The organism is Streptomyces pilosus (genome assembly GCF_014649835.1).
Classification (GTDB): Bacteria; Actinomycetota; Actinomycetes; order Streptomycetales; family Streptomycetaceae; genus Streptomyces; species Streptomyces pilosus.
In genome coordinates, this window is record NZ_BMTU01000006.1 from 228,516 (window position 1) to 244,537 (window position 16,022).

Here is a 16,022-nt window from a genome sequence, read left to right on the forward strand (position 1 = left end):
ATGCGCGACGCCCGCCTCCGGCGCCCACGCCGACTGTCACTCCTCGGCCTGCTGGCCGCCCTGCTCCTCCCCCTCGCACTGACCACGGCCCCGGATGCGGCGGCCGCCCCGTCCGCCACCCCGGTACGCGTCATGCCGCTCGGCGACTCGATCACCGGCTCCCCCGGCTGCTGGCGGGCCCTGCTGTGGAACCGGCTGCTGGACGCCGGTCACACGGACATCGACTTCGTCGGCACGCTGCCCGCCCAGGGCTGCGGCGTGCCGCACGACGGCGACAACGAGGGGCACGGCGGCGAACTGGTGACCCGCGTGGCGGAGCAGGACCTCCTCCCCGCCCGCCTCGCCGCGACCCGGCCGGACATCGTTGTCATGCACTTCGGCACCAACGACGTCTGGAGCAGCGTCCCGCCCGACCGCATCCTCGCCGCGTACACCGAACTGGTCGCGCAGATGCGGGCGTCCAACCCGCGGATGCGCGTGCTCGTCGCACAGATCATCCCGATGAACCCCGGCTCGTGCGCCGCGTGCGCGCAGCGGGTCGCCGACTTCAACGCCCGGATCCCCGCGTGGGCCGCGGCGACGAGCACCGGCGGCTCCCCGGTCACGGTGGTGGACCAGTGGACGGGCTTCGACACGGCCACCGACACCTACGACGGCGTGCACCCCGACGCGACCGGCGACGGGAAGATCGCCGCCCGCTGGTTCCCCGCCCTGTCCGCCGCCTTGGCGGAGACCGGTGGCCCCGGTGATCCGGGCGACCCGGGCGACCCCGCCTGCACCGCCTCCTTCCGCACCGTCTCCTCCTGGCAGGGCGGTCACCAGGCCGAGGTGAGGGTGACCAACAACTCCGCCGCCCCCGTGACGGGCTGGACGGTGACCGTCGCACCGGCCGGCGGCGCCCGCGTCACCCAGGTCTGGAACGGCACCCTCCACGCCGCCGCCGACGGCACGGCGACCGTCACCGACGCGGGCTGGAACGGCGCCCTCGCCCCCGGCGCGAGCACGTCCTTCGGCCTCATCGCCACCACCGGGGCGAACTCCGCCCCGCCGGCGGCGACCGTCGGCTGCACGGCCACCCCCTGACCCACGGCGCGCACGCACAGATCCCCCACCCACCCACTGGAGCCGCCATGAGATCCCCAGAACGCCGCCGCACCGTCCCGCGCACCGCCGGCCTCCTCGCCACGCTGCTGGGACTCCTCCTCCCGCTCCTCGCCGTCACCACCCCCGCGGCCCACGCGGCACCCACCGGCTTCCGCGTCGAGAACGGGCGGCTCCTCGAGGCGTCCGGCAACGACTTCGTGATGCGCGGGGTCAACCACGCGCACACCTGGTACACCGACCGGATCGACGCACTGGCGCACATCAAGGCCAAGGGCGCCAACACCGTGCGGGTCGTCCTCTCCAGCGGCGACCGCTGGACCCGCAACGACGCCTCCGACGTCGCGGACGTGGTCGCCCGGTGCAAGCAGAACCGGCTGATCTGCGTCCTGGAGGTGCACGACACCACCGGCTACGGCGAGCAGAGCGGAGCGGTCACCCTCTCCCGGGCCGCCGACTACTGGATCAGCGTCCGCGGTGCCCTGGCCGGCCAGGAGGACCACGTCATCGTCAACATCGGCAACGAGCCCCACGGCAACACCGGTTACGCGAACTGGACGGCCGACACCAAGGCGGCGATACAGAAGCTGCGCGGCGCCGGGTTCGACCACACGCTGATGGTCGACGCCCCCAACTGGGGTCAGGACTGGACGTTCACCATGCGCGACAACGCCGCGTCGGTCTTCGCCGCCGACCCGGACGCCAACACGGTCTTCTCCATCCACATGTACGGCGTCTTCGACACCGCCGCCGAGATCAGGGACTACCTGGGCCGCTTCGTCGCCGCGAAACTGCCCATCGTGGTGGGCGAGTTCGGCCACGACCACTCCGACGGCAACCCCGACGAGGACACCATCCTGGCCGTCACCCGGCAGCTCGACCTCGGCTACCTGGGCTGGTCCTGGAGCGGCAACGGCGGTGGCGTCGAATACCTGGACATGGTCACGAACTTCGACCCCGCCCGGCCGACCGCCTGGGGCACGCGGCTCTTCGACGGGGCCGACGGCATCGCCGCCACGTCCGAGGAGGCGGCCGTCTACGGTTCCGGCTCCGGCGACGACACCACCGCCCCGACCGCTCCCGGCACCCCGAGCGCCTCGGCGGTGACCGCCTCCTCCGTGACCCTGCGCTGGGGCGCGGCCACCGACGCGGTCGGTGTCACCGGCTACGACGTGGTGCGCCTCGACGCGGGTGCGGAGACCGCCGTCACCTCGACGGCCGGCACCTCCGCCACCGTCACCGGGCTTGGCGCGGCCACGTCGTACACCTTCGCCGTCTACGCCCGGGACGCCGCCGGCAACCGTTCGCCGCGCTCGGCCGCGGTGGCCGTCACCACGTCCCCGGGCGGGGCGACGGGCGCCTGCGCGGTGGGCTACCGGGTGACGGGCGAGTGGCCGGGTGGCTTCCAGGGCGAGGTGACCGTGCGCAACACCGGGAACACGGCGGTCGACGGGTGGACGCTGCGCTGGGCCTTCCCCGCCGGCCAGCGGATCACCCACATGTGGGGCGGCACGCCGGTCCAGAGCGGTTCCGAGGTCACCGTCACGGCGGCCTCGTACACCGCGACGATCCCGGCGTCCGGCTCGGTCACCCTCGGCTTCACGGGCTCGCGGTCCGCCACCAACCCGAGCCCCACGGCGTTCAGCCTGAACGGTGCCGACTGCTCGGTGACCTGACGGACGGGCTGCCCGGGAGGTTCCTCCCCCTTCCGGGCAGCCGCTTCCGGCCCGCTCAGACGAGACGGGCGAAGACGACCAGGTTCTCGGTGTAGTCCTTGACGGAGTGGTCGTAGTCGCCGGCGCAGGTGATGAGCCGGACCTGGGCGTCGGGCGTGTCCGCGTAGACGCGCTCGTCGGGGAAGTCGTCCTTGTCGAAGGACTCCGTCTCGTCGACCTCGAACGTGGCCTTGCTGCCGTCGGCGCGCAGCACCCGGAACCGGTCTCCCTTCTCCAGTTCGCCGAGCCGCGCGAAGACGGCCGGGGACGTCGCCGTGTCGACGTGTCCGGCGATGATCGCCGTACCGCGTTCTCCCGGGGAGACACCCTTGGCGTACCAACCGACGAGGTTGGTGTCGTGGGCCGGCGGCGGTTCGAGCTGTCCCTTGTCGTTGATGGCGAGATCGGTGAAGGGGGCGTCGACGCCGATGCCGGGGACGACCAGGCGGGTCGGCTCGGAGCGCGGCAGGGCCTTGCCCTCGGGTTCCCCCGCCGCCGGAGCGGTCGATCCGGGTGCGGACGGCGCGGTGGAGACGGCGGGGGCCGCGTGCGGCCCGTGGGCGTCGTCGGGAGTGTCCTCCCCGCCGCTCAGCAGCGTCGTGGCCAGCACCAGGCCGGCCCCGCTCCAGAAGACGGCCGTCATTATGGCGCGCAGTCTGCGCCTCGCCGGTGACGCCGCATCGGTCTCGGGGGGAGTGGGGGGACTGGCCGGCATCGGGGGGACCACCTCATTCGGGCACGGCAGCGGGTACGACACGTGGGCGAGCGGGCGGGGCCGTCATGACGCGCGTGGCACGCACGACGGCCCCGGCCGCTATGACGCCGGGCACGGCTCAGGCCACGTCGCCGGAGACCTTCTTGCGGCGCAGCGCGTAGGCGCCGGCGCCGAGGGCTCCGAGAGCGGCCAGCCCGCCCGCGGTGACACCGGGCTCGGCGAGACCGCCGCCGCCGGTGTGCATGCCGCCGCTGGGCTTCTCGTGCTTCCACTCCTTGTCCTGCTTGTCGCCGTAGGAGTCCTCCTTCTGGGAGTCGCCCTTGTCCTTGTACGTCTCGGGGTCGTACTTCGGGTCCTTGGCGCTGCCCCAGTCCTCCTCGCCGACGGCGGCCAGCGCCCCGCCACCGGTGTGCACGCCGCCGTACGGCTTCTCGTGCTTGCCCCCGTCCTCGTGCTTGCTCTCCTTGTCGTACTTGGCCTCCTCCTCGTGCTTGCTCTCCTCCTCGTGCTTGCTCTCCTTGTCGTGCTTGCCTTCCTTGTCGTGCTCCTTGCTGTAGGAGGAGGTGTCCTGGCCGTCGCCGCCGGAGTGGTCGGCGTAGGCTGCGGGCGCGGCGATGGCGAGGGCCGCCGTGGCCGTTGCGGTGGCAAGCACCATGCGGGCAGAGCGCATCGTTCAGTCCTTCCGCCAGAGGGCGGGCAGCTGACTCCTCGTCAGCACGGACGTCCCGTTCTCCGGCATGATCCACGCTCGGTCATGCCGCGCGGTCCCACCATCCGGGACGTTCACACGGGTTAACCCTTCGTGTCCGCGCCGCCCGCCGCACCTCTCCCGAGGGCCCCTTGCCCCGGACCCGGTCGACACCTAACCTGATTTTGTGCCGCTCATAAACAAAACCCGATCGCACAGTGTGGTGCCGGGTACCGACCTCGTCCGACTCCGTTACGCCCTGACCGCCTTCTTCGCCCTCGACGGCTTCGTCTTCGCCGGCTGGGTCGTGCGCATCCCCGCCATCAAGGAACAGACCGGCGCCTCGTCGAGCGCCCTGGGCCTCGCCCTGCTGGGCGTGTCCGCCGGGGCCGTCGTCACCATGACGCTCACCGGCCGGCTGTGCCGCCGGTACGGCAGTCACCTCGTCACGGTCGTGTGCGCGGTCCTGCTCTGCCTCAGCGTCGCCCTGCCGCCGCTGACGCATTCCGCCGCCGCGCTCGGCACCGTGCTGCTGCTGTTCGGCGCGGCCTACGGCGGGATCAACGTCGCCTTCAACAGTGCCGCCGTCGACCTCGTGGCCGCGCTGCGGCGCCCCGTCATGCCCAGCTTCCACGCCGCGTTCAGCCTGGGCGGCATGATCGGCGCCGGGCTGGGCGCGCTGGTCGCCGGCTCCCTGTCTCCGACCCTGCATCTGTGGGGGCTCGCCGCCGTGGGACTGCTGGTGACGGCGGTCGCGGGGCGCTCGCTCATGCGGTGCGAGCCGCTCACCCCCGCGGACACCGGACGGTCCGCGCGGCCGGCCCCCCGCCGCCCGGACCGGCGTACCCGGGCGCTGGTGATCGTCTTCGGCCTCATCGCCCTGTGCACGGCGTACGGGGAGGGGGCGCTGGCCGACTGGGGGGCACTGCACCTGGAGGAGGACCTGGGCGCCTCGCCGGGCGCGGCGGCCGTCGGGTACGCCCTCTTCGCGCTCGCCATGACGATCGGCCGGCTGACCGGTACGACACTGCTGGAGCGGCTGGGCCGGACCCGTACGATCCTGGCCGGCGGCTCCACCGCGACGGTCGGCATGCTGCTCGGCGCGCTCGCGCCGTCCCTGCCCGCGGCCCTGCTCGGGTACGCAGTGACCGGTCTCGGGCTCGCCAACCTCTTCCCGGTGGCCATCGAACGGGCGGGCGCGCTGGCGGGCGCCGGCGGGGTGGCGACTGCGTCCACCCTCGGCTACGGCGGGATGCTGCTCGGTCCGCCCGCGATCGGCTTCATGGCGGACTGGTTCAGCCTCCCGGCGGCGCTGACCAGCGTGGCGGTGCTGGCGGCCGTGGCGACCGTGATCGGTTTCGCGACCCGGAACGCGCGGGCGGCCTGAGCCGGCGGGTTCTCCGGCCGGTTCCGGCGGCCGTCCGGGTGGCGTGCCGGGCTGCCGGATCGGACGGCCGGTGTCGGGGTACCCGGGCAGCGGCGCCCGCCATCAGGGGACGGCGGCCGCCGACAGCACGACCGACCTCGACTCTCTGGAGAGAGACCGTGACCGAGCAGCAGAACCCCGTGGAGCAGCACCCCACCCCCGACTTCCCGGCCCAGGACCAGCCGCATCCCGGCTGGACCGGCCCGATGGATCCGCCGCCGGACCACGGTGAGGACACCTACCGGGGCAGCGGCCGGCTGACGGGCCGCAAGGCGCTGATCACCGGTGGGGACTCGGGGATCGGCCGGGCGGTCGCCCTCGCCTTCGCCCGCGAGGGCGCCGATGTGGCCTTCACCCACCTGGACAGCGAGAAGGACGATGCCGCCGAGACCGCGCGGTGGGTGGAGGAGGCCGGCCGGCGCGCCGTGCCCGTCGCGTGCGACGTGCGGGAGGAGGAGAACTGCCGGGCGCTGATCGAGCGCACGGTGTCGGAGTTCGGCCGCATCGACATCCTGGTGAACAACGCGGCGTACCAGATGTCGCAGCCCGACGGCATCGAGGCGATCTCCACCGAGCAGTTCGACCGGGTGCTGCGGACCAATCTGTACGGCATGTTCTGGCTGTGCAAGATGGCCGTGCCGCACATGCGGGAGGGCGGCAGCATCATCAACTCGGCCTCCGTGCAGGCCTACAAGCCGAGCCCGCATCTGCTGGACTACGCGACCACCAAGGGCGCCATCGTCACGTTCACCCAGGGACTGGCGCAGATGCTGATCGAGCGGGGGATCCGGGTGAACGCCGTGGCGCCCGGCCCCGTCTGGACTCCGCTGATCCCGGCGACACTGCCGGACACCACGGAATTCGGCAAGCAGGCGCCCATCGGCCGGCCGGCCCAGCCGTCCGAGATGGCCCCGGCGTACGTGTTCCTCGCCTCGCAGGAGGCGTCGTACATCACCGCCGAGATCGTCAACGCGACGGGCGGGACGCCGCTTCCGTAGTCCCGGAGGGGCCGTCCGTACGGCAGACTCTCCCCATGGACACCGCCTCTTTCGTGGAAGTACTGGAGACCGAGGGCCGGTTGCTGGCAGACGCCGCGGAGGAGGCGGGCCCGGGCGCCCCCGTTCCGTCCTGCCCGGGGTGGGAGATACGTGATCTGCTCGCGCACACCGGCACGGTGCACCGCTGGGCGGCCGCCTTCGTCGCCGACGGGCATCCCGCGCCCCGCCCGATGGGCGAGCACCCCGGGCTCGACGGCACCGGGCTCCTGGCCTGGTACCGGGACGGCCACCGCCGTCTGGTGGACACCCTGGCGGGGGCGGCGCCCGACGTGGAGTGCTTCACCTTCCTGACCGGTTCGCCCTCCGCGCTGGCGTTCTGGGCCCGCCGCCAGGCGCACGAGACGGCCGTCCACCGCTTCGACGCGGAGGCGGCCCGCGGCGGCAGCCCGTCCCCGGTCGCCACGGACTTCGCGGTGGACGGCGTCGACGAGCTGCTGCGCGGCTTCCACTCCCGGCGCAGGAGCCGGGTGCGCACGGACCGGCCCCGTGTCCTGCGGGTGCGCGCCACGGACGCGGACGCGGTGTGGACCGTACGCCTGTCCCAGGAGCCGCCCGTGACCACGCGCGACGCGCGGGGCGACGCCGAGTGCGAACTGGCGGGTCCCGCCGCGGAGTTGTATCCGGCGTTGTGGAACCGGCGGCCGGTGCCCGCGTGGTCGGGTGACGCGGAACTCGCCGCGCTGTGGCGGGAGACGTCGGCCGTGGTCTGACGGCCGCGGGCCGGGCCGGTCAGTGCTCGGGGAGCATCCGTGCCAGCACCGCGCGGTGCACCGGCAGGACTTCGCCGTGCAGCGCCCGCCCCTTCCTGGTGAGCGAGACCCGCACGCCCCGCCGGTCCTCCGCGCACGTCCCCCGCTCGAGCAGCCCGTCTCTCTCCAGCCGGGCGATCAGCCGGGACAGCGCGCTCTGCGTCAGATGGACGCGCTCGGAGATCTCCTGGACGCGGTAGGAGCAGCCGCCGCGTCCGCCGCCCTGGGCGAGGATGTCCAGGACCTCGAAGTCGCTGCCGCACAGTCCGTGCCGGTGCAGGGCACGGTCGATCTCGCACTGGGTGCGCGCGTGGAGCGCGAGCACGTCCCGCCACCGTTCCACGAGCGCCTGTTCGGCCTGCTTCGCCGCCATGGGCGCACCGTAGCAGGCGGGTTGGCCGCCCCGACACACAGCTGACCGACTCCCCGCAGACGGTGCGTCCGGCGCCCTCCGGACGCCGTGGACGGCACGGTGTGCGGGCTGTTCACCTCAGGCCCACCGTGTGCGCGAGGTGTCCCACCGCATGCCGGAAGAAGGTGTCGCGGTCCTCGACGACCCGGTTGAACTGTCCGAACAGCTCGAATCCGATCAGCCCGAACAGCTGGGCCCAGACGGCCACCATCGCCACCACCACCTCGGGCGGCAGGTCGGGGGCGAGGTCGGCGGCCATGCGCACGGCCTCGGGCCTCAGTTCCGCGGGCAGCGCGGGACCGGCGAGGCCGGGGCCCCGGTGCGCGTCGCGGAGGATGCCGATGAGGACCATCGCACCGCGCGCGGCGGGCGGGACGGTCGTCCGGGGCGCGGAGTAACCGGGCACCGGCGTGCCGTAGATCAGCGCGTACTCGTGCGGATGCCCGAGCGCCCAGCGGCGCACCCCCTCGCACACGGCCGTCCAGCGCGGGACCGGACCGGTGCCGCCTGCCGCGTCGCGGGCCGCTTCGGCCGCCTCGCCCACCGAGTCGTAGGCGTCGATGATGAGAGCGGTCAGCAGGTCGTCGCGGTTGGGGAAATAGCGGTAGAGCGCGGAGGAGGCCATGCCGAGCTCACGGGCGACGGCGCGCAGCGAGAGCTTCGCGGCGCCGTCCTCCGCGAGCTGTCTGCGCGCCTCCTCCTTGATGGCCGCGGTGACTTCGACCCTGGCCCGGGCGCGGGCTCCGTGTGCGGTGCTGCTCATGCGGACGAGTGTGCCACGGAAGCAGAGCGGTGCACACAAACGAGAGCAGTGCTCTTGCTTCGGGGAGTGGATGTCGTGCACACTGGAGCCCTGCACCGAGAGCAGTGCTCACAAAAGAGAGCAGCGTTCTCGCCCGGTGTTCCGCGTCTCGCGTACTTCGCCCTTCGTCCTGCGTCTGTCTGCCTGGAGGCACCGATGCCGTCGTCAACGCCCTACTACCTCAAGGGCAGCCCCCTGGCCATCCGGTTCAACAGCATCGTGGGGTGGCTGGCCCGCCACGGGGTGAGCATCGCCGGTACCGCGGAGCTGTCCGTGCGCGGCCGCACCAGCGGACGCATGCAGCGCGTCCCGGTCAACCCGCACACGCACGGCGCGGGCCAGTACCTGGTCTCCGCGCGCGGCCACTCCCAGTGGGTGCGCAACATGCGCGCCGCCGGCGGCGGGGAACTGCGGGTGGGCCGCAAGGTCCGCGCCTTCACCGCGGTGGAGCTCCCCGACGAGGAGAAGCTCCCTGTCCTGCGGACCTACCTGGAGAAGTGGGGCTGGGAGGTGAACCAGTACTTCCAGGGGGTCACCGCCCGGTCGTCCGACGAGGAGATCGCCGCCGCCGCGCCCGACCACCCGGTCTTCCGGATCGCCGTCAGGAACTGACCTCGTCACCCGCCGGGCGCCGGTCCAGCGCCAGGAGGGCACGGTGCGCCATCGGATGGGTACGGACCAGCTCGCCGAGCGACGTCGACCCCTGTGTGATGTCCTTGAAGGCCTTCCACGCCGGGCGGAAGCCGGTGAGGACCGCGTGGAACACCCCGGGCCGCCGCTCGAACGCCGCCAGCATCCGCTTGCCGACGCTCATCTCCACACCGAGCCCCGCCTTGACGGCGAAGGCGTAGTTGAGCGCCTGGCGTCGTGTGTCCACCGCGTCGTGGGCCTCGGCGATGCGCACCGCCCACTCCCCCGCCAGCCGGCCCGAGCGCAGTGCGAAGGAGATGCCCTCACGGGTCCACGGCTCCAGCAGCCCGGCCGCGTCCCCGCAGACCAGTACCCGGCCCCGCGACAGCGGCGAGTCCTCCGTGCGGCAGCGGGTCAAGTGCCCGGAGGAGATGCTCGGTTCGAAGCCGGCGAGACCCAGCCGGCCGATGAAGTCCTCCAAGTACCGCTTGGTGGCGGCGCCTTCACCGCGCCGTGAGATCACCCCGACCGTCAGCGTGTCACCCTTGGGGAACACCCATCCGTAACTGCCGGGCATGGGGCCCCAGTCGATGAGCACCCGCCCCTTCCAGTCCTCGGCGACGGTCTCCGGCACCGGGATCTCCGCCTCCAGGCCCAGGTCGACCTGGTCCAGCTTGACCCCGACGTGCGCTCCTATCCGGCCCGCGCTGCCGTCCGCGCCGACCACGGCCCGTGCCAGCACCGTCTCACCGCCCTGCAGGACGACCGCGACCGTGCGCCGGTCCGGTACGGCCGAGCCGTGCTGCTCCACCCGCTGCACGGCGACGCCGGTGCGCAGTTCGGCGCCCGCCTTCTGGGCGTGCTCGACGAGTTGCTGGTCGAACTCGGGCCGGTTGATCAGCCCGAACATCATCCGCCGGGAACGGCGGGTGCGGCTGAAGCGGCCGTTGTGGGAGAACGTCACCGCGTGCACCCGGTCCTTGAACGGGAGCTCGAAGCCGGGCGGCAACGCGTCGCGCGAGGGGCCGATGATGCCGCCGCCGCACGTTTTGTACCGGGGCAGCTCCGCCTTCTCCAGCAACAGGACACGCCGTCCCGCGACCGCCGCCGCGTAGGCGGCCGAGGCCCCCGCGGGTCCCGCACCCACCACGACGACGTCCCACACCTGCCGCACGTCGTCCGCCGAAGAGTTCTCGCTGCTCACGATGGTCTACTGCTCCCGATCCAGCCGCCTGCCGCTGATGTCCTCCCGCATCCTACGGCGGCGGTCGTCCGGGGCCACTGTGGGAGGATCGGCGGCGTAAGTGCCCCGTACACGGGACCTTACGCGCACCGCACGATCATCTCGTACGAAGAAGTTCGCACACGTACAACGTCGCACCCACAAGGAGCGTGCCCATGTCGTCGAATCCGGTCGCCGCGACCGTCGCCTCACTGATGCCCAGGGCGAAGGAGGAGCTCACCGAGCTGGTGGCCTTCAAGTCGGTGGCGGACTTCGGCCAGTTCCCGCGCGAGGAGAGCGAGGGCGCCGCCCGCTGGATCGCCGGGGCGCTCACCGCCGAGGGCTTCGAGGACGTGGCGCTGCTGGACACCCCGGACGGCACGCAGTCGGTCTACGGCCACCTGCCCGGACCCGAGGGCGCGAAGACGGTCCTGCTGTACGCGCACTACGACGTGCAGCCGCCGCTGGACGAGTCCGGCTGGACCACTCCGCCCTTCGAACTGACCGAGCGCGACGGCCGCTGGTACGGACGCGGGACCGCCGACTGCAAGGGCGGGTTCATCATGCACCTGCTGGCGCTGCGCGCGTTGAAGGCGAACGGCGGCGTCCCCGTGCACGTCAAGGTGATCGTCGAGGGCTCGGAGGAACAGGGCACCGGCGGCCTGGAGCGGTACGCCGAGGAGCACCCCGACCTGCTGACGGCCGACACCGTCGTGATCGGCGACGCGGGCAACTTCCGCGCCGGACTGCCGACGGTCACCTCCACGCTGCGCGGCATGACGCTGGTGCGGGTGCGGATCGACACCCTCGAGGGAAACCTGCACTCCGGCCAGTTCGGCGGGGCCGCGCCGGACGCGCTGGCCGCGCTCGTGCGCGTACTGGACTCGCTGCGCGCCGAGGACGGCACCACGACCGTGGACGGGCTGGCCGGTGACAGCGCGTGGGACGGACTCCAGTACGACGACGGGCAGTTCCGCGAGGACGCCAGGGTGCTCGACGGTGTGGAGCTGATCGGTGCGGGCACGGTCGCCGACCGCATCTGGGCGCGTCCCGCGGTCACCGTGCTGGGCATCGACTGCCCGCCGGTGGTCGGCGCCACCCCGTCCGTGCAGGCGAGCGCCCGCGCGCTGATCAGCCTGCGGGTGCCGCCGGGCGTCGACGCGGCCGAGGCGACCGCGCTGCTCCGGGCGCACCTGGAGTCGCACACGCCGTGGGGCGCCCGGGTGAGCACCGAGCAGATCGGTCAGGGCCAGGCGTTCCGCGCGGACACCACCGGCCCCGCCTACCGGGCGATGGCCGACGCGATGGCGGTGGCGTACCCGGGGCAGGAGATGAGCCGCGCCGGACAGGGCGGTTCGATCCCGCTGTGCAACACCCTGGCCTCGCTCTACCCGAAGGCGGAGATCCTCCTCATCGGCCTGAGCGAGCCGGAGGCGCGGATCCACGCGGTGAACGAGAGCGTCTCCCCCGACGAGTTGGAGCGTCTGTCGGTCGCGGAGGCACTGTTCCTTCGCAACCTCGCGTCGGGCGCCCACTGACACCGGACGCCGTGGGGCGGGGTGACCGTCGGCGGTCGGGCGCCCCGCCCCACAGTCGTCCCCCGGCCGGCGTCGGGGCCGGCTCCCGGGTACCCGGGTCCGCCGGGCCCCCGGTGTACGGCCGACTGCGGTCAGGTGCCCTCCGGCGGGAGGGAGCAGACGCCTGCCGTCCCGCCCGCAGCCACGCCCACGCCCACGCCCACGGCGGCACGGTGTCCCGTTCGGGCGGACGGGAGCCGCGCTCCGGCGGCGTCAGCCGACCGGTACTCCGGCCTCCAGGTACATCGCCCTGCCGCGTTCCCGGGCCCGCAGCGCCCTGCGCAGCCGTTCGTAGCGGACCGGCGGCAGCAGGTCGGCGGCCTCGGCCTCGGAGGCGAAACGCCAGCCGCGCAGTTCCGGCCCGGGCAGCAGCATCCGCCCGGCGGCCGCGGAGTCGAGGCGTCCGCCGTCGAAGAGCAGCCGCAGGCCGCCGAACCCGGGCGGCGCGGGCGGCTCCCAGTCGACGACCAGGAGCGCCGGTACGTCGTCGAGGCGTATCCCGGTCTCCTCGGCGACCTCGCGCATGCCCGCGCGCGCGGGGGCCTCGCCCCGTTCGACGACTCCGCCCGGGAACTCCCATCCCGCCTTGTAGGTGGGGTCGACCAGGAGCACCCGGTCGTGTTCGTCGAAGAGCAGCACCCCCGCCGCGACCGTCTCCGCGGTGGGCTCGGGCGTCTGCACGATGTCGCAGGCCGGCGCCTTCCCGCTGCCCACCGCCTCGGCGATGCGCAGGGCCGTGTCGTAGGGGCTGAGCGTTCCGCTGTCGACCGGGTAGGCGTCCGCGGTGAGCCAGGCGGCGAGGGCCGCCTTGTACGGCTCGATGTGGTCGTAGGCCCACTGGCGGACGCGCATCTCGCCGTCGGGGAGGTCCGCGGGGATCTCGCGGGCGGCTATCCGGTCCCGCAGGATCGTTTCGGCCGGAGCGAGGAGGACGTGGCTGACCGGTATCCGGCGGGCGGCGAGGCCGCCGAAGATCTCGTCGCGGTACTCCTGGCGCAGCAGGGTCATCGGGACCACGAGGGTCCCGCCCAGCTCGGCGAGCATCGCGGCCGCCGTGTCGATCACCAGTCGCCGCCAGACCGGGAGGTCCTGGAAGTCGCCGACCTCGGCGAGGCGTTTGGGCGGGAGCAGCTTCTCCAGCGCTCCGCCGATGACCTCGGGGTCGAAGAGCGTGCTGTTCGGGATCAGCTCGATCAGTTCGCGCGCGGTGGTGGTCTTCCCCGCACCGAACGCGCCGTTGATCCAGACGATCACGGTTCCCCCTCTTCCGTTGGCCCCCTGTGGCTTGCCCGCTCCACCCTGCCACGGAAACCAGCTGCGTTTAAGAACGCGGAAGAGCGGCGCCGGTGCCCCTCCCGTCGAGGGGCACCGGCGCCGCACGGCTCCGTGGTGGGGTCGGTCAGGCCTGGCTGTCCCGGTCGACGTCCAGCTCCAGCGTGTTGTCCTCGCCGACGGTCCGGTCGAGGGTGCTGAGGGTGTCCCCGACGTCGAGACCGCCGAGGGCGTCGTCACCGAGGGCGTGGGACGGGGTGACCGCCGCGACGACGAAGCCCGTGGCGAGGGAGGCGATGGCGAGCATGCTGCGCTTCTTCATACCCGGCTCAACTGCGGACACCGCCCCGGGGTCACGCCCGGCTTCCGGAACGCCGGCCCCCGGATCGCCTCGTCTCAGACCCCGGCGACCGCCGCGTCCGTCCGGCCGGCCAGCGCCGCCGCGGCCGCGCCGACCAGACCCGCGTCCGTGCCCATCCGGGCCGGGGTGACGGCGAGGCGCTGGACGAAGGAAAGGGTGGCGTACTCGGTGAGCGCCCTGCGCAGGGGCGCGAAGAGGACCTCGCCCGCCTTGCCCACGCCTCCGCCGATCACGGCGATGTCGATCTCGACGAGCGTCGCGGTGGCCGCGATGCCGGCGGCCAGCGCCCGCGCCGCCCGCTCGAAGGACGCCGCGGCCACCGGATCGCCGGCCCGGGCCGCGGCGGCCACGGCGGCCGCCGAGGTGTCGCCGTCGGGACCGGGACGCCAGCCGTTCAGCAGGGCCCGGCGGGCGATGTTGGGGCCGCTCGCTATGCGCTCCACGCAGCCGCGCGCACCGCACGGGCACGGATCCCCGTCGAGGTCCACGCTGATGTGGCCGATGTGGCCGGCGTTGCCGGTGGGTCCCGGATGCAGGCGGCCGCCGAGCACCAGACCGCCGCCGACGCCGGTGGAGACGACCATGCACAGCGCGTTGTCGTGGCCGCGCGCGGCGCCCTGCCAGTGCTCGGCGGCCGTGATGGCCACGCCGTCGCCGATCAGCTCCACCGGCAGGCCGCCGGCAGCCTCCCGGACCCGGGCGACGAGCGGGTAGTCGCGCCAGCCCGGCACGTTCACCGGACTCACCGTGCCGGCCGAGGCGTCGACGGGTCCGGCGCTGCCGATGCCCACGGCGCTCGCGCGCCCCCACAGCCCGGAGGCGGTGAGGTCACCGAGCACCGCCTCCACCGCCCGCATGACGGTCTCGCCGTTCTCCCGCGCGGGCGTCGGCCGCTGGGCGCGGGCCAGGATCCGGCCCCGGCCGTCCACGAGTGCGCCGGCGATCTTGGTGCCGCCGATGTCGAGCGCGGCCACGAGGTCGGTGTGCATCAGTGTCGGATCTCCCCGTCAAAGCGTCAGAAACTCGCCGAGAGCGACCATGCGCGACCACAAGGCAACACATGGAACACGACCTCCGCGCCGTCGAGCGGTGATGTGCGGGCCGGAGTGTGCGTCGGACAGTGTCTCCCGACTCTGACAACGTTGTCCAGGCTCTATGCTCGACGCCACATCCTCATACAACCCCATGGGCACACGCATCCCCGTGGCCGACAGGACAGGACACCGCACTGTGCCGGAGACGACCCGCAGCACCGAACGCCGCCTCCCGGGCACCCGTTACGGCAACCGTCCGACGATGAAGGACGTGGCCGCCCGAGCGGGAGTGGGCCTCAAGACGGTGTCCCGGGTGGTCAACGGCGAGCCCGGGGTGACGCCGGAGACGGAACGCCGGGTCCAGGAGGCGATCGAGGCGCTCGGCTTCCGCCGCAACGACAGCGCCCGGGTGCTGCGCAAGGGCCGCACCGCCAGCATCGGCCTGGTCCTGGAGGACCTCGCGGACCCGTTCTACGGGCCGCTGAGCCGTGCGGTGGAGGAGGTGGCCCGAGCGCACGGAGCGCTGCTCATCAACGGCTCCAGCGCGGAGGACGCCGACCGCGAGCAGGAGCTGGTACTGGCGCTGTGCGCGCGTCGGGTGGACGGACTCGTGGTGATCCCGGCCGGCGACGACCACCGTTATCTGGAGCCGGAGCTCAAGGCGGGCGTCGCGACGGTCTTCGTGGACCGTCCGGCGGGGCACATCGACGCGGACGTCGTCGTGTCGGACAACTTCGGGGGTGCCCGCGACGGTGTCCGCCACCTCATCGCGCACGGTCACCGGAGGATCGGGTTCATCGGCGACATGCCCCGCATCCACACGGCGGCCGAGCGGCTGCGCGGCTACCGGACCGCCATGGAGGACGCGGGGATACCGGTCGAGGACCCCTGGATGTCGCTGGGCGTCACCGATCCGGAGCGGGTGCGCCGGGCGGCCCGCGAGATGTTGTCCGGGCCGGAGCCGGTCACCGCGATCTTCACGGGCAACAACCGGGTGACGGTGACCGTCATCCGGGTGCTGGCCGGACATCCCCGCCCGGTCGCCCTGGTCGGCTTCGACGACATCGAGCTCGCCGATCTGCTCCAGCCGGGCGTCACGGTCGTCGCCCAGGACGCGGCGGCCCTCGGCCGGACCGCCGCCGAACGCCTGTTCCGCCAGCTGGACGGCACCCTGCTCGCCCCGGAGCGCATCGAGCTGCCCACCCGGCTGATCACCCGCGGCTCCGGCGAGCTGCCCCCGGCGGACTGAGCGGGCCGCGC

The 16,022-nt window shown here is 73.2% G+C and carries 16 protein-coding genes; 8 read left to right on the forward strand and 8 right to left on the reverse strand.

The window, feature by feature from the left end:
* On the forward strand, positions 1-1,083 hold the full coding sequence (locus IE118_RS17600; RefSeq protein WP_189558873.1) for a GDSL-type esterase/lipase family protein: 1,083 nt from the start codon (positions 1-3) through the stop codon (positions 1,081-1,083).
* A gap of 47 nt (positions 1,084-1,130) precedes the next feature.
* The gene (locus tag IE118_RS17605; protein WP_189558874.1) at positions 1,131-2,777 is read left to right on the forward strand and encodes a cellulase family glycosylhydrolase; all 1,647 of its coding nucleotides are present in this window, start codon (positions 1,131-1,133) and stop codon (positions 2,775-2,777) included.
* A 55-nt stretch (positions 2,778-2,832) separates the two neighbouring features.
* Here IE118_RS17605 and IE118_RS17610 read toward each other — a convergent pair whose 3' ends face one another.
* A complete protein-coding gene (locus IE118_RS17610; protein WP_189558875.1) occupies positions 2,833-3,531 on the reverse strand; it encodes a class F sortase in 699 nt (232 codons plus the stop codon).
* Positions 3,532-3,649: 118 nt separating this feature from the next.
* On the reverse strand, positions 3,650-4,201 hold the full coding sequence (locus IE118_RS17615; RefSeq protein ID WP_189558876.1) for a hypothetical protein: 552 nt from the start codon (positions 4,199-4,201) through the stop codon (positions 3,650-3,652).
* Between the two features lie 241 nt (positions 4,202-4,442).
* Between IE118_RS17615 and IE118_RS17620 the strand changes: the two genes are divergently transcribed.
* The 3 genes from IE118_RS17620 (at position 4,443) to IE118_RS17630 (ending at position 7,413) form a co-directional block, all read left to right on the forward strand.
* Positions 4,443-5,606: an MFS transporter gene (locus IE118_RS17620; RefSeq protein ID WP_189558877.1), complete on the forward strand. Its 1,164-nt coding sequence runs from the start codon at positions 4,443-4,445 to the stop codon at positions 5,604-5,606.
* Positions 5,607-5,764: 158 nt separating this feature from the next.
* Positions 5,765-6,643 carry an SDR family oxidoreductase gene (locus IE118_RS17625; RefSeq protein WP_189558878.1) on the forward strand — a complete coding sequence of 293 codons (879 nt, stop codon included), beginning with the start codon at positions 5,765-5,767 and terminating at the stop codon, positions 6,641-6,643.
* A gap of 35 nt (positions 6,644-6,678) precedes the next feature.
* Positions 6,679-7,413 (forward strand): maleylpyruvate isomerase family mycothiol-dependent enzyme, encoded by a 735-nt coding sequence (locus IE118_RS17630; RefSeq protein ID WP_189558879.1) that lies wholly within the window; start codon positions 6,679-6,681, stop codon positions 7,411-7,413.
* 19 nt (positions 7,414-7,432) lie between these two features.
* Here the strand turns inward: IE118_RS17630 and IE118_RS17635 are convergent, their stop codons facing one another.
* Together IE118_RS17635 and IE118_RS17640 are read right to left on the reverse strand one after the other, a co-directional pair.
* Entirely contained in the window at positions 7,433-7,825 is a 393-nt protein-coding gene (locus tag IE118_RS17635; protein WP_189558880.1) for a MarR family winged helix-turn-helix transcriptional regulator, read from the reverse strand.
* A 112-nt stretch (positions 7,826-7,937) separates the two neighbouring features.
* Entirely contained in the window at positions 7,938-8,627 is a 690-nt protein-coding gene (locus IE118_RS17640; protein WP_189558881.1) for a TetR/AcrR family transcriptional regulator, read from the reverse strand.
* A 195-nt stretch (positions 8,628-8,822) separates the two neighbouring features.
* Between IE118_RS17640 and IE118_RS17645 the strand changes: the two genes are divergently transcribed.
* The gene (locus tag IE118_RS17645) at positions 8,823-9,278 is read left to right on the forward strand and encodes a nitroreductase family deazaflavin-dependent oxidoreductase (RefSeq protein WP_189558882.1); all 456 of its coding nucleotides are present in this window, start codon (positions 8,823-8,825) and stop codon (positions 9,276-9,278) included.
* Here the strand turns inward: IE118_RS17645 and IE118_RS17650 are convergent.
* Positions 9,268-10,500 (reverse strand): geranylgeranyl reductase family protein, encoded by a 1,233-nt coding sequence (locus IE118_RS17650; RefSeq protein ID WP_189558883.1) that lies wholly within the window; start codon positions 10,498-10,500, stop codon positions 9,268-9,270. The two genes, IE118_RS17645 and IE118_RS17650, sit on opposite strands and share 11 nt — an antisense overlap.
* Before the next feature lie 194 nt (positions 10,501-10,694).
* On the opposite strand from IE118_RS17650, the gene IE118_RS17655 reads away from it, so the two are divergent.
* A complete protein-coding gene (locus tag IE118_RS17655) occupies positions 10,695-12,056 on the forward strand; it encodes a dipeptidase (RefSeq protein ID WP_189558884.1) in 1,362 nt (453 codons plus the stop codon).
* 252 nt (positions 12,057-12,308) lie between these two features.
* Here IE118_RS17655 and IE118_RS17660 read toward each other — a convergent pair whose 3' ends face one another.
* The 3 genes from IE118_RS17660 to IE118_RS17670 all read right to left on the reverse strand — a co-directional run bounded on the left by IE118_RS17660 (position 12,309) and on the right by IE118_RS17670 (position 14,717).
* Positions 12,309-13,349 carry an NUDIX hydrolase gene (locus IE118_RS17660; protein ID WP_189558885.1) on the reverse strand — a complete coding sequence of 347 codons (1,041 nt, stop codon included), beginning with the start codon at positions 13,347-13,349 and terminating at the stop codon, positions 12,309-12,311.
* 145 nt (positions 13,350-13,494) lie between these two features.
* Positions 13,495-13,689, reverse strand: a complete 195-nt coding sequence (locus tag IE118_RS17665; RefSeq protein WP_189558886.1) for a hypothetical protein — start codon at positions 13,687-13,689, stop codon at positions 13,495-13,497.
* Between the two features lie 74 nt (positions 13,690-13,763).
* A complete protein-coding gene (locus tag IE118_RS17670) occupies positions 13,764-14,717 on the reverse strand; it encodes an ROK family protein (RefSeq protein WP_189558887.1) in 954 nt (317 codons plus the stop codon).
* Between the two features lie 196 nt (positions 14,718-14,913).
* Here IE118_RS17670 and IE118_RS17675 point away from each other — a divergent pair, with 196 nt between their 5' ends.
* Complete coding sequence (locus IE118_RS17675) at positions 14,914-16,011, forward strand: LacI family DNA-binding transcriptional regulator (RefSeq protein ID WP_189558888.1); 1,098 nt, start codon at positions 14,914-14,916, stop codon at positions 16,009-16,011.
* Positions 16,012-16,022 lie beyond the last annotated feature (11 nt).